Below are 24,702 nucleotides of genomic sequence, written 5' to 3'. Positions count from 1 at the left end.
GGGGTCTCCTGGGGAAGGCGAGGGTGGGGGATGCCGGATGGGCCGCGGGCTGGCCCTTCCGCGGACGTCGGCCCGGGCGGGTACGGCAGGCGGGCTCCGCCGCAGATCAGCGATAGAGGTCCTGCAGGCCCTTGCTGACTTGCTCCACGGCGCTGACGCTTCTGATCGAGGGATCCATGGCCGAGCCGGGCACGACAATGAAGCGGTCGTTCTTGACGGCGGTGAGCTCGGATGCGACGGGATCGGACCGCAGGAACGCCTTCTTGGTCTCGGCGCTGTCGCCCTCGCCGCCACGGGTGAGGTCGGCGAGCACGATCACGTCGGGGTCGCGCCGGGCGATCGTCTCCCAGTCGCCCTCCGCCCATTGCTGGGTGATGTCGGGGAACGCGTTTTCGGCGCCGAGGAACGTGCTGATGGTATCGGGGAGCCCTCCGCGACCGGCGATGGCGGGGGTCTTGGTGCCGGAGTAGTACCACATCAGTTTCGTGTTCGTCCCGATGTGAGCTGCGGCCTTGGCGGTGTCCAGACGTCGGCGCAGGTCGGCCACCACGTCGCGGCCGCGGTCCTCGACATCGAAGATTTTTGCGATGTCACCGATCTCGGCGAAGACGGCCTCGAACGACAGCGAGGCCGGGATCAGCGCGCGGTCCTCACAGTCGTTGGCGGACAGGTAGGCCGGCACGCCGAGCTTGGCCAGGTCCTGACGTGTGCCGCCGGCGTCGGGGGCGTAGGCGGAGGCGCGCATCGAGTAGATGAAGTCGGGAGCGGCGGCAAGCAGGGCCTCACGGCCGGGATACTGGTCGGCCAGGACGGGGACCTTGTCGTAGTCGCTCTTGAGCTCGTCGAGCACCGGGTCCGTCCGATAGGCCGTACCGACCATCCGGTCCGCGAGGCCCAGCGTCAGCATGATCTCCGTCGCGTTCTGCTCCATGGAGACCGCCCGCCGCGGCGGTGAGGTGAGGCGAACAGGCAGGCCGCAGCTGGTCAGCTCCACAGCGGCGCGCGGGGGAGCCCCGGTGGGACCGCTGGAGGACGCGCCACCGGGGCCCGCACAGGCGGCAAGAGTCACCAGCAGGCTTCCGACCGTCCCGATGGAAATGATTTTCATAGTCGTTGAACTGTACAGGAAGGGAGGGGTGGTACGAAAGCGACGAAAGCAGTCGTCGGCAGCACGCCGTGCCGTCGCGTTGGGACAAGGGAAGCGAACCGATCGAACAGGAATCGCGTCTACGAACTGTGAAGCTTTCCAATTGGATCAGTCTCGGCCTCGCGGCGGCCGGGGTCTGTACAGCGGCTGTGGTGCTCTCGGGATCGGTCAGCGAGTCACTGCCCGTACCGTCCACCTGCCCGCAGCGCTGGGGCGGCAACGACATCGGCGGCTGGGTACCCGCCGCCGCCGACATCGACGGCGCGGCGGAGTCGCTCGTCCCCGGCTCTCCGGGGGGACCGATGACCAACTACCTCATCCGGTTCGCCTACCCCAATGGCCACGCCCTGTGGGTGGGCAGCGCCGAGGAGGTCAACCACTGCGTGAGGACGACCAACGGCACGGTCGGCAGCAACTCGTACACCGGGTCCGCCATCACCACCGCCTACAAGGACGGAATTTGGCGGCCCGTACCGCCGGACGACCCCTGCCGGGGCCCCGGCGACCGAAAGGATCAGGACAAACAGATGGTTTCAGGACGACCCGGCCGACTCACCGTGTGCAGGGACGCCACGTACGCAAGGCCGCCCTACCGGAAACGGCACGGCAGGGACATCGCCCGCGACCTGGCCAAGACACTGAACTCCCTGGACACCGTGCCGAGCCAGAACACACGCCAAGGGCTTGGCGGCGTTAACGAACGCGGCATCCGCCTCATATTCGATTATCCGGAAGGACCGGCCGCCGCGGTAACGATCTCAATGAACTGCGTCCCCGCCATCAACAACGGCATGCTCCAGGCCGACCTGGACGACCACGTCCGCGACCAGATGCTACGCCTCGCCCCATCTTGACCTGTGGATCCCCGGTACAGCGATCGCGGTCCCCCAGGCGCCCGATTTCGCCCGGCGCATCTGTGGGGAGCTGAGGGGGGACCGTCTGGATGACCTGCTGTTGGTGATCTCGGAACTGATCGGGCCTACCAGCGCGGCCTCAGGACGGGGTGAGGAGCTCGCGGGCCTCCTCCTCGGTGGCATGGCGGGCGTTGAGCACGGCGTCTCGGAGAACTTCTCGGGGTACGGCGTCGGAGGAGTGTACTCTGACCATGACGCCGCCGTCCTGCCGGATGTATTGCTGGAGCCCGCACGGGCATCCCCATTCCGGTTCCGGGATGCGGCCGGTGAGGTACCAGAGCCCGGGACGCTCCAGGACACACCGAGGATGCTCGTCGCGGCCGAGGGGCGCAGCGAGGAACGCCCCCGCACACATTTCCTCGGACCACCCACGCTCAGCGGTGAGCACGATGGTGTGGTCCTGCCAGACCTTGACCACCCGCTGATCCAGAGGTTCGAAGAATGCGCTCACCCCTGAGGTGTCGCGTCCACTGACCCGGTATCCCGGGATCTGCACGACGTAGAGCAGGTCACGCACCGGCTGCAAACGGGCGGCCAAATCCGCGGCAACAGCCGCTGCCTGCTTGTCGACACGGTGTTGCACCACGAGGTACACGGTCGTGACCACCAGTGCCGTCGTCACCGCGACCGCGCCGAGGGCGACCCTGCGCTGCGAGAGCATCCCCGCCGCCAGCGCGAACGGCAGACCGCTGGCCAGAAACATCAGCGGTTCCCTGCCGAACGGCAGCTCCAGCTCGGCATTGGCCCAGGCGCCACCGACGAAACCCACCGCCCCCACCAGAAATACCAGCGCCGCCCAGGAAACCCGGCCCCCGGGGCCACGCGACGTCAGCGGAGATCCCTGGCGGACGGTCCAGGCGACCAGACACAGCGCGCCAACCATGGGCACAGCCAGGAGGGCCAGCAGGGCGGGTGAGCCGCCGAAGAGGATCACCACAACAACCCACAGCAGCAACGGGCTCAGCAGGGAGCCAACCAGCCAGGCCGCGGCGATCTGCCTAACCACCGCCTTCCGACCGCTCACCTCGCCCCTACCAGGCCCACCGGCACAGCTTTGCCCACCACGATCAACGGTTCCATACCTCGCATACCAGGATGATCTTCTCAATCCGTTCGGCGCGCCAGAGCCCGGCTACTCAGCCTGGGCTGAGTACGACACAGATACAGGAGGTCAGACGGGTTTGCAGTAGACGGCGATGTGCTGGTCGATGACGAAGCCGGCCTTCGCGTAGATGTCGGCCGCGTCGGTGGGGTTGTCGGCATCGGTGTCGAGGGCGGCGTGGGTGTAGCCGGCTCGGCCGGCCGCGCCCAGTACGTCGGCGAGTAACGAGGTCGCGACGCCGCGCCGGCGCCAGGAGTCGACGGTGCCGACCTGGCCGATGTAAAGCCTGTCGGGTGCGGCGTGGGCGTACGGCAGGACATAAGCGATGATCTTGTCGTTGGCGAGCGCCACTCGGGACAGGTCGGGCAGGAAGGTTTCCGATCGTACGGTCAACGCCGCCCAGGACTCGAAATCGCGATCCTGGTGGGCCCAGAGGTCGCGGAAGGCCGAAGTGTGCACGGCGTGCAGCTCACGGTCTTGGGCTTGATCGTAGGGGGCGATCCGCACGCCGGCGGCGGGTGTGGCGACCGGCGGTGGCGTGGTGGGCGCTGTCATCTGCAGGAAGTATCGACCTACGGTGAAGCCGAAGCGTTCGTACAGGCGGCTCGCGGACGTGTCGGCGACGCCGGCGGCGACCTGGCCCAGCCATTCCGTGTCCGGTGCGGTCTCGGCGTGGCGTGTTGCGGCTCGGTCGAGTTGCCAGGCCAGCAGTTCGCGGCCGATCCCTGCTCCGCGCCGGTCTGGGTGGACGCCGCCGATCAGCTCGATCCGGTGGCCGCCCTCGGGTGGGGGTGGCACCAGCGCGGCGGCCACCAGCCGACCCTCCGCGTCGGTGATCAGCAGGGTGTCCGTCGCCGGGTCCTTGACCTCGTTGTTCACCACATCTTCGATCTCGGCGGCGGTGTGCCCGGCGTTCCAGCCGCCGGCCTGGAAGACAACGTTGATCAGTTCGGCAACCGCCGCCGCGTCATCGGCATGGTAGGCGCGCGCGTGGAAATCCTTCATCGATCCACCATAAGAAGCATCGCAACCGACTTCCGTGCCGCGGCGGCTGCGAGGGCGCCACCTGCCGCCAATGATCTGGCAATTCGCTTATTTCCTCTCGTGTAGAGGTGTGGTATGGAACAGGTACCAAGTCGGAAGATGCTGAAACTCGCCGAGGAATACAACACGACGCGCGGCCATGAACTAAAGGGCTTCTTGTCGTCCTCGTCGGGGTTCATGCCACGGTTCCCGACTGTTCGATCGTTTCCGCGCAGCCATGCGGCGTGGGACGAGGTCATCGCGTCTATGCCGGAACTGTGGCGCACCGTTACGTTGCGCCAGGTCCTTCGTGAGATGCCGGTGCTCGGCGCCGATCAGAACGATCTTCCAGACGAGTTCGTCTGGCGGGCGTCGGTGGCGCTGAGCATATTCGCGCACGCGTACGTGAAGGTGGAGGTGCTGCCCGACGATGGGTTACCGCCATCGATCACGGTGCCCTGGGCCCAGATCAGCGAGCGCCTGGGCCGCCGCGAGCCCCACATGTCGTACAACGACCTCATCGTTTACAACCATCAGCTGCGTGACGTGACCCTGCCGAACCCATACCAGGTCGAGAACATGGAACTTCTCGTTCCCAGTGTGGACAACAGGGAGGAAAGACGCTTCTATCTGGCGCAGGTCGAGATCCTTGCCCGGGCGACCCCTGTCGTCACCTCGGTGGTGCGCGCCCAGGAAGCCGCGGTACGCGACGACCGGGAGACCGTGGCCGCCGAGTTGACGCTGATGCTGCGGACCTGGCTGGACATCATCGAGCTGTCCTTCCGGAAGGTGGATCCCAACCCGCTGTCCGCCACCTACATCGACCAGGTGGTATGGGCCAACACGGTTGCCCCGCTGGCGGTACCGATCAAATCCGGTACCGCGGTGCCAGGAGGGGAAGCCTCCCCGATCTTCCATCTCATGGACGCCTTTCTCGGGCGCAAGCACAAGGAGTCCCGTCTCGGCAAGGAGGTCGCGGAACTGCGAGAATGGTTTCCCCCGCATCACATCGCCTTTCTGGAGGCGGTGGAGAAGGTCTCCGTACGCGATTACGTCGCCGCGAGCGGAGACCGGCGGCTACAGAACCTTTTCGCCACACTGTTCGACGTCTACGCCGGGAAGATGGGCTATCTGGGCATCCATCGGACGAAGGTCTACGGTTTCCTGGAACTGGCGTTCAAAGTCGGCCGGTCGAAGACCGTCACCGGCATCGTCGGCGGCTTCAAGGAGCAGCACTGGAAGACCCTTGACGCGATCTTGGAGGAGACCCGCCTCGAACGCTACCGGGAACTGCCTCCGCACGTGCAGTACGCACGAGTACGGTTCCGGGACGCGGCGGCAGCGGCGGGAACCGTAACGCATGTGACGTTGGACGCCGCCGACACCGGCGTCATCTACCGCCCCGGCGATCGCTGCGCCGTGCTGCCGGAGAACCGGCCGGAAATGGTCGAGGCCACGGTCCGGGCACTGGGTGCCACGGGTGCCGAGCAGGTGCCCCTCACCGTCGCGTGGCGCGAGGCGATTCGCTACCGCGCCCGGCATCCGCTGTCCACTGAGACGCTGCCGTTACGGACGTTCCTGTCCTACGCCAAGCTCCGGCCGCTCACCCACGGCGTGGTCAGGGCACTGGCGGAGGCCACGGGCTCGCCCGGTCTGCGTTCGGTGGCCACGGGGACCGGACTGCGGCAGTGGGAGCTGTCCGACGCCCTGGAACTGCTGGGCGCGGAAGGGTACCGGGTGGGCGAGCTCCTCACCGGGGAGCTCCGGGATGACCGGGCGCTGGCCAAGATCATTCCGCCGGAGACATTCCGCATGTACTCGATCTCGTCGAGCCCGTCGAAGGGTGCTGAAGAAGCCGGCGACGAGGTCCGGCTCACCGTGGCCCGGCTGAGTCACCAAGCGGGCGGCGACAGCCCGCGCGGAAGCGGGACCGAACTGCTCGGCACCGCCTCCACCTATCTGACCTCGACCGGGACAACCGTCGAATCCATTCCGTTCCAGGTGGTGCGTCCCGGTCGGTTCAGCCTGCCACGGGACGCCACGCGCCCCATCGTCATGTTCGCCGGAGGCGTGGGTATCGGCCCGTTCCTCGGATTCCTGGCCCACCGGCTGGCGGACCCCGCAGCCGGGGAGAACTGGCTGTTCTTCGGCACGCACACACGCGGCCACTTCTACGGCGAGAACGAGATCCGGACAGCGCTGCAGGGCGGCAAGCTCGCCCTGTACGTCACGTTCTCCATCGAGGGCGGCGGGTTGCGCGCGGCCCCAGGCGAGAACCCACGGACGGTCGCCGGCCCTCCGAGGCGTCTCCACGACGCCATCGCCAACGATGTGGACGCACAACGGGCGCTGTGGGACCTGCTCCGCGGCGAACAGGACGGTGGCCGCGGCGCCTACTTCTATGTCTGCGGTCGTGCCGGGTTCGCGGGAAGTGTCCTGGCGACGCTCAACCAGGTGGCCAGGCGCTTCGCCGACCCGGGAGAGCCACCCGAGACCGTTGTGCGGCGGCTCGTCGCCGAGGGCCGCTACATGCAGGACGTGTTCAGCACCTGGACGCCCGCGGAGAGCACGGACACGGTCTACGACATCTCGGATGTCGCGCTGCGCACCACCGCAGAAACCGGGCAGTGGCTGATTCTCGACGACCAGGTCTACGACATGACGGAGTTCCTCCACCTGCACCCCGGAGGCCCCCGCATCATCACCGAGAATGTCGGCCTCGACGCCACCGCCGAATATCGGGCCGTCCTGCACCATGAGAACAGCGAAATCGACGCGATGCTCGCCATGTACCGGATCGGCAGAGTCCGGCGCCTGGACCTGGGCGACCATCACGGCACCGTCGTGCTACCCGGGCACGGCACCGTGCGGATCTCCCTCAGCGAGCTGTATGAGCAATGGGTTCATCTCCTGCACCTGATCACCGCCATGTCCAATGCCCTGGAGAACGACTGGGGATTCATGACGGGAGTGATGACGCGCGGAGACGAGGGCCCCGACGAGGTCAACGCCCTCAAGGTCCAGTACGCCTCCAACGCGCACCAGCGCTTTCTCGGCAGCTACTACAAGGCCGTACTGGAAGAGGAACTCCCGCGGCTGTGGACCCTGACGACCGGCCTCACCGCGCCGGAGGCATCGGTCTCCGATCCCCACACCGTTCTCGCCGAAGCCATGACCACAGCCGACGCCGTCGCCGCCGAACGCTTCGCGGAGGAGTTTCGGATCCGCTACCGATCCGTCGCGGGCGACCACGCCTCCGTCCACGAAGACACCTGGTCGACCCTGCGCGCCCTCTGTGCCGAAGTCAGGAAACACGATCAGGCGTTCCTGGCGGAGCTGCGGTCGGTCATCCGTGACGGTGTCATCGTCTTCGAGCAGTTCGAGGCCGGTACGGCAACCGGCGGGGCCGAGCGCCTGATGGCCGTGCTCGGTCACGTGCCCACGATCATTCGCTCCTACCACAAGGCCCTGCTCCACGGCGTCGGCGCCGCCTGAACGGACAGTCGGCACCTTATATTCAGGGGGCCGGTCCGGAACCGGCCCCCTGAAAGGGGTCAGGCGAGACCGGCGAAGCGCAGCAAGAGGTCCTTGATCTCGGTGGCCGCGTAGGTGTCCTTCTCCAGTGGCTGGTCTGAGAGGAGGACCGGGCCGTCCAGCGGGTTGTCGGGGATGCGCCCGTGGCTGCCCCGTACGCAGGACGGGTCGAGGGGCACCACCGGCATCGTGTAGCGGAAGCCCAGTTCCTTCTTGGCCAGAGCGAGGCCGGCCTTGGCCTTTACCAAGGGGTCAGCGGGGTTCATGAAGAGTTCGGCTGGGTCATAGCCGGGTTTGCGGTGGATGTCCACCAGGCGGGCGAAGTCGGGGGCGACCTTGTCGTCCAGCCAGTAGTAGTAGGTGAACCAGGAGTCGGGCTCGGCGATGGCGACCAGTTCTCCGGCGCGGCCGTGGTCGAGGCCGTAGGCGGCCTTGCCGTCGGCGTCGAGTACCTCGTCCACGCCGGGTAGTTCGGCGAGGAGTGAGCGGACCTTGGGGACGTCGGCTTCGTCGCGCACGTATATATGGGCGAGTTGGTGGTCGGCGACCGCGAAGGCGCGGGAGGTCCAGGGGTCCAGGTACTCCATCCCGGCCTGCCGGTAGACCGAGAGCAGCCCTTCGCGGCGTAGTGCCCGGTTGATGTCGACCGGGCGGGACACGTCGGTGATGCCGTACTCGGACAGGACCACGGTGGCCGCGCCGAGCGAGGCCGCGTCGTCCAGCAGGGGGCCGAGGATCCGGTCCACGTCCTGGGCGGCCTTGATCGCCTCCGGGCCGGAGGGGCCGAAGCGCTGGAGGTCGTAGTCGAGGTGCGGCACGTAGACCAGGGTGAGGTCGGGCCGTTCCCTGGCCATGATCCGGCGGGCCGCCTCGACGATCCAGGTGCTGGAGGCGATCCCGGCCTTCGGGCCCCAGTACGTGAACAGCGGGAAGCGTCCGAGTTCGCGGGTGAGGTCCACCCGCAGCTCCGGCGGGGTGGTGTAGCAGTCCGGGCCCTTGCGGCCGTCGGCGTGGTAGATCGGGCGGGGGGTGACGGTGAACTCGGTGTCCGCGCCCATCGCGTACCACCAGCAGATGTTGGCCACCTTGTAGCCCGGGTGCACGCGGCGGGCCTCGTCCCACAGCTTGGGGCCCTCCACCAGCGCGTTGTGCTGCCGCCAGAGCAGCACCTCGCCCAGGTCGCGGAAGTACCAGCCGTTGCCGACGATGCCGTGGTCGCGCGGCGGGCGGCCGGTCAGCAGCGTCGACTGCACCGAGCAGGTCACGGCGGGCAGCACCGTGCCGAGCGTGGCGGGCGCGCCGAAGCGGCGCAGGTTGGGCATGTGCTCCAGCAGCCGGGGGGTGAGCCCGACCACGTCGACGACGACGAGGGGTTTCACGCTCACGCCTCCTCCTTGAGTCCTAGATTGATCAGCCGGTCCCTGGTCCAGGCCAGCTCTCTGGCGATCCCGTCCACCAGCTCGTCCCGGGTGCTCGGGCGCCGGTCCGGCGGCAGGGCCTGCCAGGTGTAGGTCTCCACCTCGATGTGGTGGGTACGGGCGACCGGCCCGCCGAGCACGGTCCCGAGGGTGTCGGTCAGCACGTCCTGGGTGGAGCCCAGCGGCGCGGCGGGCGCGGCGTGCAGCGGCACGTGGAAGTGCACCCGCCAGGGGGAGGTGCCCGGCAGGCCCCCGTCGAGGGCCTCGCCCAGGTCGTCGGTCCCGGGTGTGCCCTGCTCGCGGGTCTGGTGCAGGAACCTCGGCTCGGCGAACGCGGCCAGGGCGTCCCGGCCCGCCCGCGGGTCGTCGATCCGCAGCGCGGCGGACGCCTGCATCTTGACGATCGGCAGGCCCGCCGCCGCCAGCCGGCCCACGGCCGCGGCCGGTTCCTCGAACTGCACTGCCAGGTGGCAGGTGTCCAGGCAGAGGCCGAGGTAGCGGGTGTCGACGCCGCTCAGGTGCTCCACCGCCTGCGCGGTGGTCTCCACCACGCAACCCGGCTCGGGCTCGAAGCCGACCCGGACCGTCTTTCCGGTGGTCTCGGACAGCCGGGCCAGTTCCTCGGCGAGCCAGGCCACCGCCCGCCCCGCCGTCTCCGCCCGCGCGTGGTCCCAGGGCGTACGCCAGGCCAGCGGCAGCGTGGAGACGCTCCCGGCCGTGACGTCGTCGGGGAGGAGCGGGATGAGCAGGCGGGCCAGGTCGAGGGTGTAGTCGAGCCGGTCGGGGGTGGTCCAGTCGGGGTGGTAGACCCGCAGCTTGGCCTCGGCCTCGTTGTGGAACCCCCGGTACGGGAAACCGTTGAGGGTCACCACCTCCAGGCCCTCCCGGTCCAGCGCGGCGCGCAGCCGTACGGGTTCTGCGGGGCTGGCGAGCAGGGCGTCGGCGACCGGGCGGGACAGCCAGAGGCCGACCCCGAGCCGGGGCACCCCCAGCCGCCGCCGCACCGGACCGGCGTAGTGGCGGAGCTGGGCCAGCACCCCGGCCAGGTCCTCGGCCGGGTGCACGTTGGTGCAGTAGGCCAGGTGCACGGTGGAACCGTCGGGATGGCGGAACCTCACGGCGCCACACCCCGTTTGATGGTGTTGCCCGCGTAGTCGGCGGCCGGGGCCGCGTCGTCCGCCAGGTCAAGGCGCCCGCTCTGGCCGTAGAAGGTGACCGGATTGGTCCAGAGCACCTGCTCGACGTCGGCCTCGGTGAAGCCGTCGGCCAGCATGGCGTCGCCGACCGCCCGGGTCTTCAGCGGGTCGCTGTGGCCCCAGTCGGCGGCCGAGTTGACCAGGATCCGCTCGGTGCCGTACTGCCGGAGCAGCGCGATCATGCGGTGCACGTCCATCTTGGTGTCCGGGTAGACCGAGAAGCCCAGCCAGCAGCCGCTGTCGGCCACCATGCCGGCGGTCATCTCGTTGAGGTGGTCGACCAGGACGCGCTCCGGGGGCAGGCCGGAGTCCTTGACCACCTCCAGGGTGCGCCGGGTGCCGGCCGCCTTGTCCCGGTGCGGGGTGTGCACCAGCACCGGCAGGCCGTGCTCGGCGGCCAGGGCCAGCTGGGCCTGGAAGACCTCGTCCTCGGCCGGGGTCATCTCGTCGTAGCCGACCTCGCCCACCGCGACCACGCCGTCCTTGGCCAGGTAGCGCGGGAGCAGGTCGAGCACCGGGCGGCAGCGCGGGTCGTTGGCCTCCTTGGGGTTGAGGGCGATCGCGCAGTGGTGGCGGATGCCGTACTGGGCGGCCCGGTACGGCTCCCAGCCGAGCAGTCCGTCGAAGTAGTCGGCGAAGGTGCCCGGGGAGGTGCGCGGCTGGCCCAGCCAGAAGGCGGGTTCCACCAGGGCGCGGACCCCGGCGTCGTACATCCGGCGGTAGTCGTCGGTGGTGCGGGAGGTCATGTGGATGTGGGGGTCGAAGATGCGCATCACAAGGCTCCGCTGGACAAGGAGGGAAGTTCGGTGGTCAGCTCGGCGAGCACCTCGGGGTGGCGTTCGACGACCGGCCAGATGTCGGCGGGCACCTCGCGCCCGGCGGCGGCCCGTTCCCGGGCGAAGTCGGCCATCATGCGGGCCAGCTCGCGGTCGGCCCGGGTGTCCAGGCCGCGCACGGTGTCCAGCGGGACCCCGGTGAACACGCACTTGAGCACGGCCTGCCGGTAGGCCTCCGCCGGCAGCCGGGCTGCGCCGTACGAGCCGAGGGCGGCGCCGATCAGGCGGGTGTCGCTGGTGCGCAGCGCGTCCCGGACGATGGGCAGCCCGGCGTCGCCGAGCCGTCCGTCCAGGGCGTCGAGACCGGCCAGCACGCCCAGGCGTTCCGCGGTGTCGCCGTGCGTGTACAGGTCGAAGAGCAGCTCGCCGAGCGCCTCTCCGTCCAGCGGGAGCGCGGTGAGCAGGGTGGCGCGGACCGCCAGGTCGACGGTCCAGCCGGTTTCGGGGAGCGGGCCACGGCCGCAGGCCCGCCCGGCGGCGGGGAAGAGCGCGAGCACGGCACCCGGGTCGGCCTTGACCTTGGCCTCGGCGGCGTCCAGCCACCGGGTGCCGTCCTCGGTCAGTCGCGGGCGAACAGGGGGGATCATGACACCGCCTTTCTCAGGAAGTGAAGGGAACGTTCGGCCACCATGGGGGCGGCGTGGCTGTGCCGAGGCAGCTCCACGCTGACCAGCCCCTGGTAGCCGGTGGCGGTGAGCGCGGCCAGCACCGGCGGGAAGTCGATCTCGCCTTCGCCGAACTCCAGGTGCTCGTGCACGCCGCGCCGCATGTCGTCGATCTGCACGTTCACCAGGTACGGCCCCGCCCGCGTCACGCAGTCGGGGACCGGATCGGGTTCCAGGCAGCGGCAGTGGCCGATGTCCAGGGTGAGGCCGAGCCGCGCGGGCCGGCCGAGCATGTCGCGGAGCCGCTCGTACCCGGCCACGGTGTCCACCAGCATGCCCGGCTCCGGCTCGAACCCAAGCGTGACGCCGAGCGCGTCGGCCTCCTCCAGCACGGCTTCGACGCCTTTGGCCAGGTTGTCCCAGCCGTCGGCGACTTCGGGGGGCTGAATGCCGCTCCAGAACGAGACGGCCTCCGCGCCCAGCTCGGCGCCCACCTGGACGGCCTTCTTGAGCAGGTCCACCCGGGGGGCGGCCTCCTCCGCCGGGTGCACCAGGGTCGGGTAGTGCTTGCGCCTGGGGTCCAGCACGTACCGGCCGCCGGTCTCGATCACCAGGGCCAGGCCGAGCCGGTCCAGCCACCGCCCGACCTGCGCCACCCGCCGCGCCAGGAACGGCCCGTACGGATCGAGGTGCCCGCTGTCCAGCGTCAGCGCGACACCTTCGTAGCCCAGGTCGGCGAGGAGGACCAGCGCGTCCGACAGCCGGTGGTTGGCGAACCCGTTGGTGCCGTAACCGAACCTCATGTCGGCGACACCTTCCTGGACAGGTTCGCCGCCACCGGGTGCGCCGCCGCCAGGGCGAGCGCGGGGGCCAGCCGCCCGCTGCCGGCGGTGAGCGCGGCCTGCAACGGCAGCAGCCCGAGAATGCTCTGGCCCACCGCCGCCCGGGTGACCTTGGCGTCCCGGCTCCGGGCGGCGGCCAGCTGGGGCCGTCCGACCAGCGCCGCGTACCCGGCCAGCAGGCCGAACCCGGCCAGTTTGGCCCACCGGTCGCCGCCCTTGGCGATGTGCCGCGCGGCCAGGCCTGCGGCCACGGCGGTGGCGGCCAGGGTGACCGCCGACCGCAGGTTCGAGCCGCCGGTCACCTCGCCCCGGCTGAGCGCGGTGACGCCCAGCGTGTGCGCGGCCACCGAGGCGGCGGCCAGCGGGCTGGCCGAAGGGCTGCCGAGCAGCACGTCCAGGCCGCGCGCGGCGGCCATCGCCACCGGCCCGGCCACGGTGTCCTTCAGCCTCAGGTCGTAGGCCCAGACCACGCCGGCCAGGCCGGTGGCCACGGCGAGGCCGCGCCGTCCGCCGGAGAGCCCGGCCAGCGCGACCCCGCTGACGGTCAGCCCTGCCGCCACCGCCAGCGCCTGGCCGGGGCGGATCCGCCCGGACGGTATCGGCCGTTCCGGGCGCTCGGTGGCGTCCAGTTCCCGGTCGGCGTAGTCGTTGAGCGCCATGCCCGCCCAGTACAGGCAGACCGAGGAGGCGGCCAGGCCCGGCTGCGCCGTGCCGCCGGCCAGGGTGTCGCCCGGCACGGTCAGCGCGGCGGGGGCCCGGACCAGCTGGGCCAGCGACGCGAGATCCACCTCACGCCTCCAGCCACTGGCGGAGCGCCTCGTACTGGGCGTGCAGCCGGTGTTCGCCGCTGCCCACCGGGTCCTTGAAGAAGAACCCGAACTCGGCCACCGGACCGGCCACCCCGCGCTCGTGCGCGCGGGCCATCAGCCGGGCCAGGTCGAGCACCAGCGGCGCGGCCAGCGCCGAGTCACAGCCCTGCCAGGTGAACTGCATGGACATGCGCACGCCGAGGAAGCCGTCGAAGGTGATGTGGTCCCACGCGGTCTTCCAGTCGCCCAGGTGCGGCACGTTGTCGATGTGCGTCTGGCCGTCGACCTGGTGGCCCAGGATCTCGGCCAGCGCCCGGTCCTTGGAGATCTTCTTGCTCTCCCCCGCCGCCGGGTCGGCCAGGGTGGCACCGTCCCCGCCGCCCAGCAGGTTGGTGCCCGACCAGGACCGTACGGCCAGGCCGCGCACCGCGAACAGCGGCGCCAGCGCGGTCTTGACCAGCGTCTCCCCGGTCTTGGCGTCACTGCCGGCGTACGGCAGGCCGCGCCGCCTGGCCAGTTCGTCCAGCGCGGGCAGCCGGGCCCCCGTGGACGGGGTGAAGTCCACGTACGGGCAACCGGCGCTGAGCGCCGCGTAGGCGTACAGCGAGCTCGGCGGCAGCAGGGGGACGTCGCCTTCGAGCGCCCGCTCCAGCGCGGCCAGGCTCAGGTGGGCGGGGTCGGGAGCCGCGGGCGGCTCGGTGGAGGAGACGTTGATCACGATGACCCTGGCCAGGCCGCGCCGCTCGCGGAACTCGGCCAGGTCGCCGATGAGCCGCCGGGCCACAGCCGCCTGGCTGTCCTGTCCGGAGCCGCCGGACGGGACCGTGACGCCCGGCCGGATCTCGGAGTCGGCCGCGTCCAGCGCGGGCCGGACCAGCTCGGCCAGCGGGGGCGGGATCACCCCCGACCGGGTGAGCTCCTCGGCCCGCTTGGTCAGCGGTGTGCTGGTGACGTCGTGACCGCCGAACACCAGGTGACCGAATCCGGGCAGGCCACTCCCCCGGAATTCCGGCAGTTCAGTTACGCATCCGATCGGAGGCGCCAGCCCGGCCCGGAGGGCCGCCGCACCCGCGACGACCGTCGTCGCCACCGAACCCCGTGCCCCGATCAGCCAGATCCCGACCATCATGACGACAGGCGGGTCGAGGGCGTGCGGGGGGACAGTCGTGGAGACATGGGAAATTCCTTCCTGACATGAGGTGTTCAGTCAGGCAAGGCGCGCGCCGCCGCGCTTGTTGCCGGGTAGTGCTGGTACCGGAATCGACCATCGGGGTGCCGCCGACAGCTCAATTTCCGTTGGACGTCCGCGCGGCCGGCGCGAGGCCGATCGCGGCGGGGTCGTCCATGATGTGATCGGCAACCATGCTCGCGGCGCCACGCGAGGCGGCGCCAAAACCCAGGTTGGAGGGGAGGAACCGGCAGCGTGCCGCCGGACCTGCCACGACGAGCCGTTCCAGCTCGGCTTGAGCCGGCGGGATGAGCCGCTCGGCCAGCCGGGCGAAGTAACCGCCCACCACGATCACTCTCGGGTTGAAGAGGTTGACCAGGATCGAGCCGCCGAGCCCGAGCCATCTGCCCACCTCCGCGACGGCGGCCAGCGTGCGCGGTTCGCCCGCCGCCAAAGCTCTGGAGATCTCCTTCACTCGTTCCTCGGGGTCCGGCGCAGGAACCGCGCCCGGCCTGACCCGATGCTTGACCTGGGACTCATACGCCCGATGGGGGGTGGCCGTGCGTACCAGTGCGGCCAGTCCCACCTTCGTCTCCCAGCAGCCGGTACGGCCACAGCCGCAGCGTCGTCCGGTCGGGTTGACCGGCAGGTGGCCGACCTCCCCGGAAAAACCGTCCGCGCCCCGGAGCAGCCGCCCGCCGACTATGATCCCCCCACCGACGCCGACCTCGCCAGTCAGGTAGACCATGTCCGGGGTCCCGGCCGCCACGCCCGAGGTGAACTCGGCCAGCGCGGCCAGGTTGGCGTCGTTGTCCACGCCCACGGGCGCCCGGAATCCGCCCAGCTCGGCGCGGAGCCGCTCGGCCAGCGGCAGGCCGTCCCAGCCCAGATTGGGGGCGAGGGTGACCACACCGGGGCCGATGTCCACCAGACCGGGGACCGCGACCACGATGCCGCCGGGGGCCGCCCCGGCCCGGCGCATCTCGGCGATGGCCCTGCGGGCCACCCGGCCGAGCTCCACCAGCGAGCGGTCCGGCCCTTCGCCCATCGCGTCGAACGCGATCCGCCGCTCGACCAGGACCCGCCCTGCCAGGTCGACGCCGTGGACCGCGATGTAGTCGACATTGATCTCCATGCCCAGCGCGCCGACGTGCGAGCCGTCCAGCGCCACCGCCCGGCGGGGGCGGCCGATGGCCCCCGCCCTGGCCGTGCCCACCTCGCGGACCAGGCCGCGTTGGATGAGCTCGGCCATCAGGCTGGAGACGGTGGCGCGGTGCAGCCCGGTGGCGTCGGCCACGTCCGAGCGGGAGCACGGGCCCTCATCCCGCAGGTGCCGGAGCACCAGCGAGAGGTTGGCCCGGCGCAGGGAGGCGTGCCCGGATCCCGCGGGGTGGGTCCGGTGGCCCGTGCTCGCCGGCGCACTGGCTGGTGCACTGTTGGGTGCGCTGACCGGTGTGCTGGCAGGCTGGCGTGGCACGTCACTCCCCTCTTTGTATTTATTGGAGATTAATTAACCGTGTTATAACACGGGTCAACACGCCGGACACCCCTGCGAAATATCACGAATTCGCATCGGGACCCCGCTCCTCCGGTCAGTCCTGTGCCCGGCCGCCCGCGACGCGGCTGATCATGAGGGCGACCAGGATGATCACGCCGTACACCAACTGCTTCCACTCGCCCGGCACGCCCTTGAGGGTGAGGATGTTCTCCACCAGGCCGATCACCAGCACGCCGGTCAGGGCGCCGAGGATGGTGCCCTTGCCGCCGTCCATGCTGACGCCGCCGATGACCGCCGCGGCGAACACCATGAAGATCCAGCCGACCCCCTGGTTGGCGCTGATGCCGCCGAGCCGCCCGGTCTCCAGCACCCCGGCCAGCGCGGCCAGTGTGCCGCCGACGATGAAGACCACCCAGAGCACCCGGTCCACCCGGATGCCCGCCGCCCGGGCCGCGTCGGCGTTGCCGCCGATCGCGTACAGGGCGCGGCCGGCCCGGAAGTAGGCCAGCGCGGCGATCCCGGCGGCGAACAGCAGGCCGGTGATCCAGACCGCGGCCGGCAGGCCGAGCCAGGTGGCGCCGCCCAGGTAGAGGAAGGACTCCGGGAGCGCGAACAGGCTCTTGCCGCCGGTCAGGCCGAGCTGCAGGCCGTGCACCACGATCAGCATGGCCAGGGTGACCACGAACGCCGACAGCTGGAAGCGCATGATCAGGAAGCCGTTGAAGGCCCCGATGGCCGCGCCGATCAGCAGGCAGAGCGGGATGGCCAGACCGGACGGGATGCCCAGGCCGAAGCCCCCGGCGGAGACCGGGATGACCAGCATGACGGCGACCGCCGGGGCCATGCCGACCGTGGACTCCAGGGACAGGTCGAACTTGCCGGCGATCAGGATGAGCGCCTCGGCCAGCACCACCAGCGCCAGCGCGGACTGCTGCTGGAGCACGTTGGTCAGGTTGCCGGTGGTGAGGAAGACCGGGTCCACGAAGGACCCGGCGATCAGCAGCACGACGATCACCGGGACCAGGGTCAGGTCGCGGAACCTCCCCAGGCGTAACCTGGCTCCGGCCCGGACCAGTGTCCGGGGTTCGGACATAGCCGAGTCCGTCATCAGTCAATACCTTCCATCGCCGCCACGAGCTCGCTCTCGGACCAGCCTCGTGGCAATTCCTTGGTGACCCTGCCGTGGAACATGACCAGCACCCTGTCGCAGATGCGCAGGTCGTCCAGTTCGTCGGAGACCAGCACGGCGCCCGCGCCGCGGGCGGCGGCGTCCTCCACCGAACCGAGCAGCGCCCGCTTGGCCTTGATGTCCACCCCGGCGGTGGGGTTGATCACGACCAGCGCGGCCGGGTCGTCGGCCAGCGCGCGGGCCAGCACTACCTTCTGCGCGTTCCCGCCGGACAGGTCGCCGACCGGCTGGTCGGGACCGGTGGTCTTGATGTCCAGCGTCTCGATCATCCCGGCGGCCCTGGCGCGCCGCCGGGACGGGGAGATCGCGCCGAACCGGCCGAGCTTGTGCGCGATCGGCATGGTGGCGTTCTCGCCGATCGACAGCAGTGGCACGAAGCCCTGCTCGTGCCGGTCCTGCGGGACGAAGCCGACCCCGGCGCGCAGCGCGGCGGGCACGTCGCCTGGCCGGGGGGTGACGCCGTTGATGGTGATCGTCCCGGCGTCGGGGCGGCGCAGGCCGACCAGGCTCTCGGCCAGGCCCACCTTGCCGCTGCTGCCGGAACCGGCCAAGCCGACGATCTCCCCGGCCCGCACCGCCAGGTCCACGTCGCGGAACCGGTCGGCCAGGGTGAGCCCGTGCGCGGCGAGCACCACCGGGGCGCGCTTGCGCACCTGGCGCTTCCTGGCCTGGTAGGCGGTGGCGGCCTCGCCGGTCATCGCGGCCACCAGCGCGTCGTGCGGCAGCTCGGCCACCGGCCGGGTGAGCACGTGCCGGGCGTCCCGGAAGACCGTGACGGTCTGGCAGATCTCGTAGACCTCTTCCAGGTGGTGCGAGATGAACATCATCGTGACGCCCTGCTCGCGCAGGGCCCGCATGCGCTCGAACAGGCGGCCGATGGCCGGGCCGTCCAGCTGGGCGGTGGGCTCGTCCAGGATGATGAACCGCGCGCCGAAGGAGAGCGCGCGGGCGATCTCGACCAGCTGGCGCTGCTCGATGCCGAGGGTGCCGGCCGGCGCGCCGGCGTCGATGTCCAGGCCGTACTGGTCGAGTACGGCCCGGGCCCGCGCGCGCAGGGCGCGCCAGTTGATGACGCGCCCTTCGGTCTGCCGGTTGATGAACAGGTTCTCCGCGACGGTGAGCGCCGGGATGATGGTCGAGCGCTGGTAGACGCAGGCGACCAGGCGCCGCCAGGCGTCCCGGTCGGCCAGCGGCGGCGCGGGCTCGCCCGCGAACCGCACCTCGCCGAGGTCCGGGCGCTGCAGGCCGGTCAGGATGGAGACCAGGGTGGACTTGCCCGCCCCGTTCCGCCCGACCAGGGCGTGCGTCTCGCCGGCTCGGATCGCGATGCCGGCGTTGTCGAGAGCGACGGTGGGGCCGAAGCGCTTGGTGATGCCGCGCGCCTCGACCACCGTCAAATCAGTAGATGTCATTACTTGACCTGGTTGCCCCAGAGGTTGGGGTCGTCCACGTTGTCCTTGGTGACCAACGGGGCGGGCAGCTGGTCCTCCAGACCGTTGGGCAGCTGGATGATCGTGCTGTCGTGGTCGGTCGGGCCGGGCTGGAAGGTCTTGCCCTCGGCCGCGGCCTTGGCGTAGAAGAGCGCGTACTTGGCGTACAGGTCGGCCGGCTGGCTGACGGTGGCGTCGATCTCACCGGCCCGGATGGCGGTGAACTCCTGCGGGATGCCGTCGTTGGAGACCACGAAGATGTGCTTGGGGTCGGTCGACGGGACCAGCAGGTTCTTGGCCTTCAGGACCTGGAGCGTCGGGGCCAGGTGCACGCCGCCCGCGTGCATATAGATGCCCTTGATGTCCGGGTGCTGCTCCAGACGGGTCTGCAGCATGGAGGCGGCCTTGGTGCCCTCCCACTCGGTGGGCTCCTCGAACACGGTGATGCCGGGGAACTTGGTCTTCATGCAGTCCCGGAAGGCCTCGGCGCGGTCGCGGCCGTTGATCGAGGAGAGCGCGCCCATCAACTGCACGACCTTGCCGGTGCCGCCGAGCTTCTCGCCGAGGAACTCGCAGGCCTTGGTGCCGTACGCCTTGTTGTCCGCGCGCACCACCATGTAGACGTTGCCCTTGTCGGGGCGGGTGTCCACGGTCACCACCGGGATCTTCTTCTCGGCCAGGCTGTCCAGGGTGGCGGCGATGGCGCCGGTGTCCTGCGGCGCCATGATCATGACCTTGGCACCCTGGCTGACCAGCGCCTGGGTGTTGGCGACCAGCTTGGCGATGTCGTTCTGCGAGTTGGTCGGGGGCATCAGGTCGACGCCCTGCTCGGTGGCCATCTGCGGAACGTACTTGTTGTAGGAGTTCCAGAAGTCCGAGTCGGCGCGGGGGAAGTCGACCCCGACCTTGCCACCGGCCGCGGCCGGTGCCGAAGCGCCGCCCCCGGCCGTCGTCGGCTCGGGGTCGGAAGAGCCGCAGGCGGCGAGCGCGAGCGCGAGCACGGTGACACCCGCGGCGATAGTTAGGTGTTTCATGCCGATTTGCCTTTCAGGAAACGGGGGGTGAATCGTTGGCGGCGAAGGTTGTTCAAGAGGAGCCCGGCGCCGTTGAAGGGGAGCCACCTGCCTTGGGTGATGCGATCGGCGGGCGATCTCTTGAATAACCTTCGGTGTTCCAGACCGGGCCCCATGGATATGCGAACTCGGCGAGCGATTCGGCTCTCAGCGCGGAGCTGAAACCCGGCGTGCGGGGAGCGACGTAGCTGCCGTTCTCGATCACGACCGGATCCACGAAATGTTCGTGCAAATGGTCGATGTACTCGATGACGCGGCCCTCCATGGAGCCGCTCACCGCGACGTAGTCGAACATGGCCAGGTGCTGGACCAGTTCGCAGAGGCCGACCCCGCCCGCGTGCGGGCAGACCGGCACCCCGAATTTGGCGGCCAGCAGCAGGATGGCGATGTTCTCGTTGACGCCGCCCACCCGCGCGGCGTCCAGCTGGAGGTAGGAGATGGCGCCCGCCTGCAGCAGCTGCTTGAAGACGATGCGGTTCTGCACGTGCTCGCCGGTGGCCACCGGGATCGGGGCGATCTCGCGGGCGATGGCGGCGTGCCCCAGCATGTCGTCGGGGCTGGTCGGCTCCTCCACCCACCAGGGGTCGAACTCGGCCAGCGCGTTGACCCAGCCCACCGCGGTCGCCACGTCCCACCGCTGGTTGGCGTCGATGGCGATCGGGAAGCCCTCGCCGCAGACCTCGCGGGCGATGCGCATGCGCCGCACGTCGGCGTCCAGGTCGGCGCCGACCTTCAGCTTGATCTGGGTGAATCCCTCGTCCAGGGCCTCCTTGCAGAGGCGGCGGAGCTTGTCGTCGTCGTACCCGAGCCAGCCGGGGGAGGTGGCGTAGGCGGGGAAGCCGTGCTCGCGCAGGTAGGCGATGCGCTCCCGCTTGCCGGGCTCGGCGGCGCGCAGGATCTCCAGCGCCCCCTGCCGGTCGAGGGCGTCGGTGATGTACCGGAAGTCGATCAGGTCGACGATCTCCTCCGGGGTCATCTCGGCCAGCAGCAGCCACAGCGGCTTGCCGGCGAGCCTGGCGCGCAGGTCCCACAGGGCGTTCATGACCGCGGAGATGGCCATGTGCATGACGCCCTTCTCCGGGCCCAGCCAGCGCAGCTGCGAGTCGCCGACCAGGTCGCGGTAGACGGCCCCGAGGTCGGCGCAGTCCCTGCCCACCACGTACGTCTCCAGCGCCCTGATGGCCGTGGTCTGCACGTCGTTGCCGCGGCCGATGGTGAAGGCGAATCCGTGGCCGCGCTCGCCCTCCTCGGTGCGGAGCACCACGTAGGCGGCGGAGTAGTCCGGGTCGGGGTTCATCGCGTCGGAGCCGTCGAGCTGGGCCGAGGTGGGGAACCGGATGTCATGCGTCTCCAGCGCGACGATCTTCATGCGGCCCGCCGAGACATCCGATTAATCGGACCCGCGCAAATCGGTCCGGCCAGAAGACCGGCACACCACTGCTCCAAGAGAGTCTCCATACATCCGATGTTTCGTCCCTAAATCATGCCGTTTACTTCTGAGTTACGTCAAGAGGTGGGACCCTGATACATCGGATGACTATTGGAACGTACCTCCTGGAAAACCGCCGACCGGCGATGGAAACCCACCGCCGGTCGGACGATATACAGCCCAGATATCAAGTTGTACAGCTTAGATCTCAACTTGGAATCAGGTCGAAGGACTCCCAAGGTCCGATGGCTGTCCGGTTGGCGATCAACGACTGGCTGCCGGCGCTCTCCGCGCAGACGTACATGTTGTTGACCGTGGCGCGCAGGCTGACCGTGCCGTCCGGGTTGTTGACCAGGGTGAAGGTCTCCCAGGAGCCGGCCGAGGCCCGGTTGGCGATCAGGGGTTGCGCCCCGGCGTTCTCGGCCGCCACGAACTGGTTGTTCGACAGCGCGCGCAGGGCGATGTTGTTGCCGCCCAGGCTGACCCGCTCGAACTTCTGGGCGGTGCCCACCGTGCCGCTGTTGGCGATCAGCGCGGTGGTGCTGTTGGCGGCGGTCACGTACAGGTTGTTGGCCCGGGAGCGGAGCGCCACCACGTTGGCGGAGCCGCCCCCGGTGAGCACCCGGACCGCGTCGATCATGCCCACCGAGGTGGTCTTGTTCACCACCCGGAGCGTGTGCTGGCCGCTGGCCAGGCCGGTCTTGCTGAAGACCACCTGCTGCGCCTGGCGGGCGCCGCTCAGGAACAGGTTCACGTTGGACTGGAACACGTTGTCGATGTAGACGTCCATGTTCCCCATGTCGCTGAACCGCTCCGACAGGATCTCGATGCCGGTGCCGGTGAAGGTGTAGGTGGCGGCCGCGTTCACCGTGGTGCTGTGGTGGGTGTCGTCGTTGTAGTCGCCGTAGCCGCGGTTGGTGGTCAGGTGCCAACCGGAGTCGTACGTCAGGTCGGTGTTGTTGACCAGGCCGCCGGTGGCGCCGCCGGGCAGGCCGAGGGTGGAGGCGGTGCCGGAGAGGGTCTTCTGGCCCTGGTTGGCGGTGCCGGTCAGCGTGGTCCAGGTGTAGCTGGACAGCGGCTTGGCGGTGCGCTCCACCACGTACACCGTGTTCGCGGCGGTGGCGAAGCTGATCTCGGCCGCCGAGGAGGTGGTGATGATGGCGTTGTCGCTGGTACGGCGGACCCGGACCTGCTGGGTGCCCCATGGGTTGACCACGGTGGCCTGCTTGCCGTACTGGCTCTTGACGCCGACGTACTTGATCTCGCCGCCCTCGCGCTCGGAGCTGACCAGGTGGCCGTCCTTGGCGAGCAGGGTGAACTTGCCGACGAAGCCGCTGTCACCGGGGACCGCGGGGAAGACCCGGATCTTGTCGTTGTAGCTCTGCAGCAGCGCCTCGTTCATGGCCACCAGGTGGATGCCGAGGTACTCGAACACGCCGTTGGTGTTGTTGGTCATGCCGTTCGGGTAGTTCTGGTACTTCTGCAGCATGGTCTTCATGCCGTTGTAGGTCTGGTCGCCCAGGCCCAGGCGGGCGGCCTGCGCGTGGTCGTTGGACCAGACGTTGCCGTACGGGTGCGGGCGGACGTTCCAGGTCTGCAGGGCGGTGGAGTAGTCGGGGTAGCCGATGCCGGTCAGGTCGTAGGGCCAGATGATCTCGGCGGCCACGTTCTCGTTGTTGCGGGTCTGCGAGATCGGCGGCTGGTGCGGCTGGTAGGCGTTGTTGGTGATGCTGTAGGCCACCAGGTTGTTCAGGATGTTCTGCCACTCGGCCCGGAGTGTGGCGTCCACGCCCAGCTGCTGGCTGACCTGGATGGCGATCGGGAAGAGCAGCCGCACCGAGGTGAGATCGGTGATGGCGTTGCGGACGTTCCAGTACGTCTCGTGCGAGTTGGAGTTGGCCATGTAGTACTTACCGGTCGCGCTGTCGAAGGACAGCATGCCCTTGTAGAACTTCACGGCCTCCCGCATGAACGGGTACGCCACGGTCTGCAGGTAGTTCTGGTCGTTGGTGTACCGGTACTGCAGGTACATGCTGTAGGCGGCCTCGGTGGCGGTGGAGTAGATCAGCTTGGTGTAGTCGCTGTTGATGGTGCCCCGGGCGTTGCCGTCCCAGCCCATCGTCTCCGGCACCCAGATGCCGTCCACCCCGAACCTGCTCTGCGTGTACGACTTCAGCGCGTTGTAGTTCCGGCTGAACAGATTGTTGTGGCGGTTGTACACGTCCGCGTGGTTGGAGGCCAGGAACGAGTAGTACACGTCGCGCTGGTTCCAGTACCAGTACGCGTTGCTCCACTTGGTCTGGTCCTGGGTGGCCCGGAACACGCCGTTGATGAAGTGCGCCGGGTAGTTGCCGTACCCCGCCGCGGCGATCATGTACGTGCTCAGGTAGTACACGTTCTCCATGTAGTCGGCGTCACCGTTGCCGTTGCTGTACTGCACGAACGACTTGGCCCAGAAGTCGTGCCACCAGTTCTTGTAGTTGGTGAACGTGGTGCCGTAGCCGGTGGACTTCACCGCGTTCAGCTGGTTGCGCGCCTGGGTGACCGAGTTGAGGCCGGGCGAGTTGATCCGGCTGGCCGCGGTGAACCAGATCGTGTAGCCGGCGGTCGGCGTGATGGTGATGCGGACCGTGCGGGAGTTGACCACCTGGGTGGTGAAGTTGGCGCCCTCGACGGTGGCGGCCAGCGTGTACCCGAAGTTGTTGGCGTCGGTCTGGCCGCGGCTGAGGCCGGCGGCGGTGGCGTCGGCGAAGGTGGAGATGTTCCGCCAGGTGTTCAGGTCGGGCACGTCGCCCATGTTCTGGACCGTGTTCGGGTCCCACATGCTCAGCTCGAAGGAGACGTTGGAGACGCCGCTGCGGCTGTCGTCCACGCGGATGCCCATGACCTCGGAGTTGGGCGAGCCCATCACGGTGACCGTGCGGTTGTTGTCGTACTTGGTGGTCAGCGTGCCGTCGTAGAGGGACAGGCGCTGCTGGTAGGTGGTGTAGCCGCTGTCCAGGGCCGGGGTGGTGTTGAGGTTGACCAGACCGGCGCCGAAGGCCGACTGCTGGGACAGGTCGACGCCGCCCACCTGCGCGGTGATGCCGTTCTGGGACCAGACCATGGCCCCGGTCTTGCCGTTTCCGACGGTGAGGCCGTGCAGGGGGTTGGTGTTCGGGCGGTTGTAGACGATGTCGTGCTTGGACATGTAACTCGCGTAGTTCACGTCCAGGTACCCTGCGCTCTGGTTGTAGGCCTGGTCCGTCACCGAGGCCGCGGCCGGCGCGGTCACCCCGGTGATCCCCAGTCCCCCGGCCAGCAGGCCGGCCAGCAGGGTCCGTAAGAGCCTCATTGACATCTCGCTTCCTCGCGACCAGCGAAAGGTTGCGCGGTCGATGCCACGTATTTGCGCCGCAATGCGTGACGGTTTGGGGGGTGGGGGATGCCTGGCAGAGGGGCCTGGAACCGGACTCCCGGCAATCGGCGACCGGGGTACGGCCCGAGGGC

18 protein-coding genes are annotated in these 24,702 nt (G+C 69.4%); 2 read left to right on the top strand and 16 right to left on the bottom strand.

All coding sequences use genetic code 11. The features are described 5' to 3' along the window. Positions 1 to 106: 106 nt before the first annotated feature. Positions 107 to 1,108 carry an ABC transporter substrate-binding protein gene (locus KIP79_RS21135; protein WP_214106611.1) on the bottom strand — a complete coding sequence of 334 codons (1,002 nt, stop codon included), beginning with the start codon at positions 1,106 to 1,108 and terminating at the stop codon, positions 107 to 109. Between the two features lie 191 nt (positions 1,109 to 1,299). On the opposite strand from KIP79_RS21135, the gene KIP79_RS21130 reads away from it, so the two are divergent. Next, entirely contained in the window at positions 1,300 to 2,001 is a 702-nt protein-coding gene (locus KIP79_RS21130) for a hypothetical protein (RefSeq protein WP_214106610.1), read from the top strand. Positions 2,002 to 2,140: 139 nt separating this feature from the next. On the opposite strand, the gene KIP79_RS21125 is transcribed toward KIP79_RS21130, so the two are convergent. Together KIP79_RS21125 and KIP79_RS21120 are read right to left on the bottom strand one after the other, a co-directional pair. Continuing rightward, positions 2,141 to 3,067 carry a hypothetical protein gene (locus KIP79_RS21125; RefSeq protein ID WP_214106609.1) on the bottom strand — a complete coding sequence of 309 codons (927 nt, stop codon included), beginning with the start codon at positions 3,065 to 3,067 and terminating at the stop codon, positions 2,141 to 2,143. A gap of 165 nt (positions 3,068 to 3,232) precedes the next feature. Continuing rightward, positions 3,233 to 4,168, bottom strand: a complete 936-nt coding sequence (locus tag KIP79_RS21120; protein WP_214106608.1) for a GNAT family N-acetyltransferase — start codon at positions 4,166 to 4,168, stop codon at positions 3,233 to 3,235. Positions 4,169 to 4,282: 114 nt separating this feature from the next. Here KIP79_RS21120 and KIP79_RS21115 point away from each other — a divergent pair, with 114 nt between their 5' ends. Then, positions 4,283 to 7,681 carry a cytochrome b5 domain-containing protein gene (locus KIP79_RS21115; RefSeq protein ID WP_308169818.1) on the top strand — a complete coding sequence of 1,133 codons (3,399 nt, stop codon included), beginning with the start codon at positions 4,283 to 4,285 and terminating at the stop codon, positions 7,679 to 7,681. A 59-nt stretch (positions 7,682 to 7,740) separates the two neighbouring features. On the opposite strand, the gene KIP79_RS21110 is transcribed toward KIP79_RS21115, so the two are convergent. The 13 genes from KIP79_RS21110 to KIP79_RS21050 all read right to left on the bottom strand — a co-directional run bounded on the left by KIP79_RS21110 (position 7,741) and on the right by KIP79_RS21050 (position 24,547). Beyond that, on the bottom strand, positions 7,741 to 9,105 hold the full coding sequence (locus KIP79_RS21110) for an alkaline phosphatase family protein (RefSeq protein ID WP_214106606.1): 1,365 nt from the start codon (positions 9,103 to 9,105) through the stop codon (positions 7,741 to 7,743). Then, entirely contained in the window at positions 9,102 to 10,256 is a 1,155-nt protein-coding gene (gene eboE, locus KIP79_RS21105; protein ID WP_214106605.1) for a metabolite traffic protein EboE, read from the bottom strand. Before eboE ends, KIP79_RS21110 begins: the two co-directional genes overlap by 4 nt. Further along, on the bottom strand, positions 10,253 to 11,107 hold the full coding sequence (locus KIP79_RS21100) for a TatD family hydrolase (RefSeq protein ID WP_214106604.1): 855 nt from the start codon (positions 11,105 to 11,107) through the stop codon (positions 10,253 to 10,255). The genes eboE and KIP79_RS21100 overlap by 4 nt, the downstream gene beginning before the upstream one ends. Further along, positions 11,107 to 11,757, bottom strand: a complete 651-nt coding sequence (locus KIP79_RS21095; protein ID WP_214106603.1) for an EboA domain-containing protein — start codon at positions 11,755 to 11,757, stop codon at positions 11,107 to 11,109. The genes KIP79_RS21100 and KIP79_RS21095 overlap by 1 nt, the downstream gene beginning before the upstream one ends. Next, positions 11,754 to 12,578: a sugar phosphate isomerase/epimerase family protein gene (locus tag KIP79_RS21090; protein WP_214106602.1), complete on the bottom strand. Its 825-nt coding sequence runs from the start codon at positions 12,576 to 12,578 to the stop codon at positions 11,754 to 11,756. Before KIP79_RS21090 ends, KIP79_RS21095 begins: the two co-directional genes overlap by 4 nt. Then, positions 12,575 to 13,405: an SCO3242 family prenyltransferase gene (locus tag KIP79_RS21085; protein ID WP_214106601.1), complete on the bottom strand. Its 831-nt coding sequence runs from the start codon at positions 13,403 to 13,405 to the stop codon at positions 12,575 to 12,577. Before KIP79_RS21085 ends, KIP79_RS21090 begins: the two co-directional genes overlap by 4 nt. 1 nt (position 13,406) lies before the next feature. Beyond that, positions 13,407 to 14,555 carry an inositol-3-phosphate synthase gene (locus KIP79_RS21080; protein ID WP_214106600.1) on the bottom strand — a complete coding sequence of 383 codons (1,149 nt, stop codon included), beginning with the start codon at positions 14,553 to 14,555 and terminating at the stop codon, positions 13,407 to 13,409. Positions 14,556 to 14,712: 157 nt separating this feature from the next. Continuing rightward, a complete protein-coding gene (locus KIP79_RS21075; protein ID WP_214106599.1) occupies positions 14,713 to 16,071 on the bottom strand; it encodes an ROK family transcriptional regulator in 1,359 nt (452 codons plus the stop codon). 115 nt (positions 16,072 to 16,186) lie between these two features. After that, positions 16,187 to 17,200, bottom strand: a complete 1,014-nt coding sequence (locus tag KIP79_RS21070) for an ABC transporter permease (RefSeq protein WP_214106598.1) — start codon at positions 17,198 to 17,200, stop codon at positions 16,187 to 16,189. Beyond that, a complete protein-coding gene (locus KIP79_RS21065) occupies positions 17,200 to 18,693 on the bottom strand; it encodes a sugar ABC transporter ATP-binding protein (RefSeq protein ID WP_214106597.1) in 1,494 nt (497 codons plus the stop codon). Before KIP79_RS21065 ends, KIP79_RS21070 begins: the two co-directional genes overlap by 1 nt. Beyond that, complete coding sequence (locus KIP79_RS21060; protein WP_214106596.1) at positions 18,693 to 19,745, bottom strand: sugar ABC transporter substrate-binding protein; 1,053 nt, start codon at positions 19,743 to 19,745, stop codon at positions 18,693 to 18,695. The genes KIP79_RS21065 and KIP79_RS21060 overlap by 1 nt, the downstream gene beginning before the upstream one ends. Before the next feature lie 52 nt (positions 19,746 to 19,797). Next, the gene (locus KIP79_RS21055) at positions 19,798 to 21,153 is read right to left on the bottom strand and encodes an enolase C-terminal domain-like protein (RefSeq protein ID WP_214106595.1); all 1,356 of its coding nucleotides are present in this window, start codon (positions 21,151 to 21,153) and stop codon (positions 19,798 to 19,800) included. Positions 21,154 to 21,421: 268 nt separating this feature from the next. Beyond that, the gene (locus KIP79_RS21050; RefSeq protein WP_214106594.1) at positions 21,422 to 24,547 is read right to left on the bottom strand and encodes a fascin domain-containing protein; all 3,126 of its coding nucleotides are present in this window, start codon (positions 24,545 to 24,547) and stop codon (positions 21,422 to 21,424) included. Between the last annotated feature and the right edge of the window lie 155 nt (positions 24,548 to 24,702).

The sequence above is a fragment of the Acrocarpospora catenulata genome (assembly GCF_018476525.1).
Lineage (GTDB): Bacteria > Actinomycetota > Actinomycetes > Streptosporangiales > Streptosporangiaceae > Acrocarpospora > Acrocarpospora catenulata.
Note: the sequence above shows the minus strand (reverse complement) of the source record. Positions and strands in the feature narration are given on the sequence as shown.

What these genes read in the sequence shown, in the direction of transcription:
- KIP79_RS21090 (WP_214106602.1), bottom strand. Translation starts at nt 12,578, where the DNA reads ATGAGGTTCGGTTACGGCACCAACGGGTTCGCCAACCACCGGCTGTCG.
- KIP79_RS21055 (WP_214106595.1), bottom strand. Translation starts at nt 21,153, where the DNA reads ATGAAGATCGTCGCGCTGGAGACGCATGACATCCGGTTCCCCACCTCG.
- KIP79_RS21070 (WP_214106598.1), bottom strand. Translation starts at nt 17,200, where the DNA reads ATGACGGACTCGGCTATGTCCGAACCCCGGACACTGGTCCGGGCCGGA.
- KIP79_RS21100 (WP_214106604.1), bottom strand. Translation starts at nt 11,107, where the DNA reads ATGCGCATCTTCGACCCCCACATCCACATGACCTCCCGCACCACCGAC.
- KIP79_RS21120 (WP_214106608.1), bottom strand. Translation starts at nt 4,168, where the DNA reads ATGAAGGATTTCCACGCGCGCGCCTACCATGCCGATGACGCGGCGGCG.
- KIP79_RS21065 (WP_214106597.1), bottom strand. Translation starts at nt 18,693, where the DNA reads ATGACATCTACTGATTTGACGGTGGTCGAGGCGCGCGGCATCACCAAG.
- KIP79_RS21060 (WP_214106596.1), bottom strand. Translation starts at nt 19,745, where the DNA reads ATGAAACACCTAACTATCGCCGCGGGTGTCACCGTGCTCGCGCTCGCG.
- KIP79_RS21135 (WP_214106611.1), bottom strand. Translation starts at nt 1,108, where the DNA reads ATGAAAATCATTTCCATCGGGACGGTCGGAAGCCTGCTGGTGACTCTT.
- KIP79_RS21115 (WP_308169818.1), top strand. Translation starts at nt 4,283, where the DNA reads ATGGAACAGGTACCAAGTCGGAAGATGCTGAAACTCGCCGAGGAATAC.
- KIP79_RS21080 (WP_214106600.1), bottom strand. Translation starts at nt 14,555, where the DNA reads ATGATGGTCGGGATCTGGCTGATCGGGGCACGGGGTTCGGTGGCGACG.
- KIP79_RS21095 (WP_214106603.1), bottom strand. Translation starts at nt 11,757, where the DNA reads ATGATCCCCCCTGTTCGCCCGCGACTGACCGAGGACGGCACCCGGTGG.
- KIP79_RS21050 (WP_214106594.1), bottom strand. Translation starts at nt 24,547, where the DNA reads ATGAGGCTCTTACGGACCCTGCTGGCCGGCCTGCTGGCCGGGGGACTG.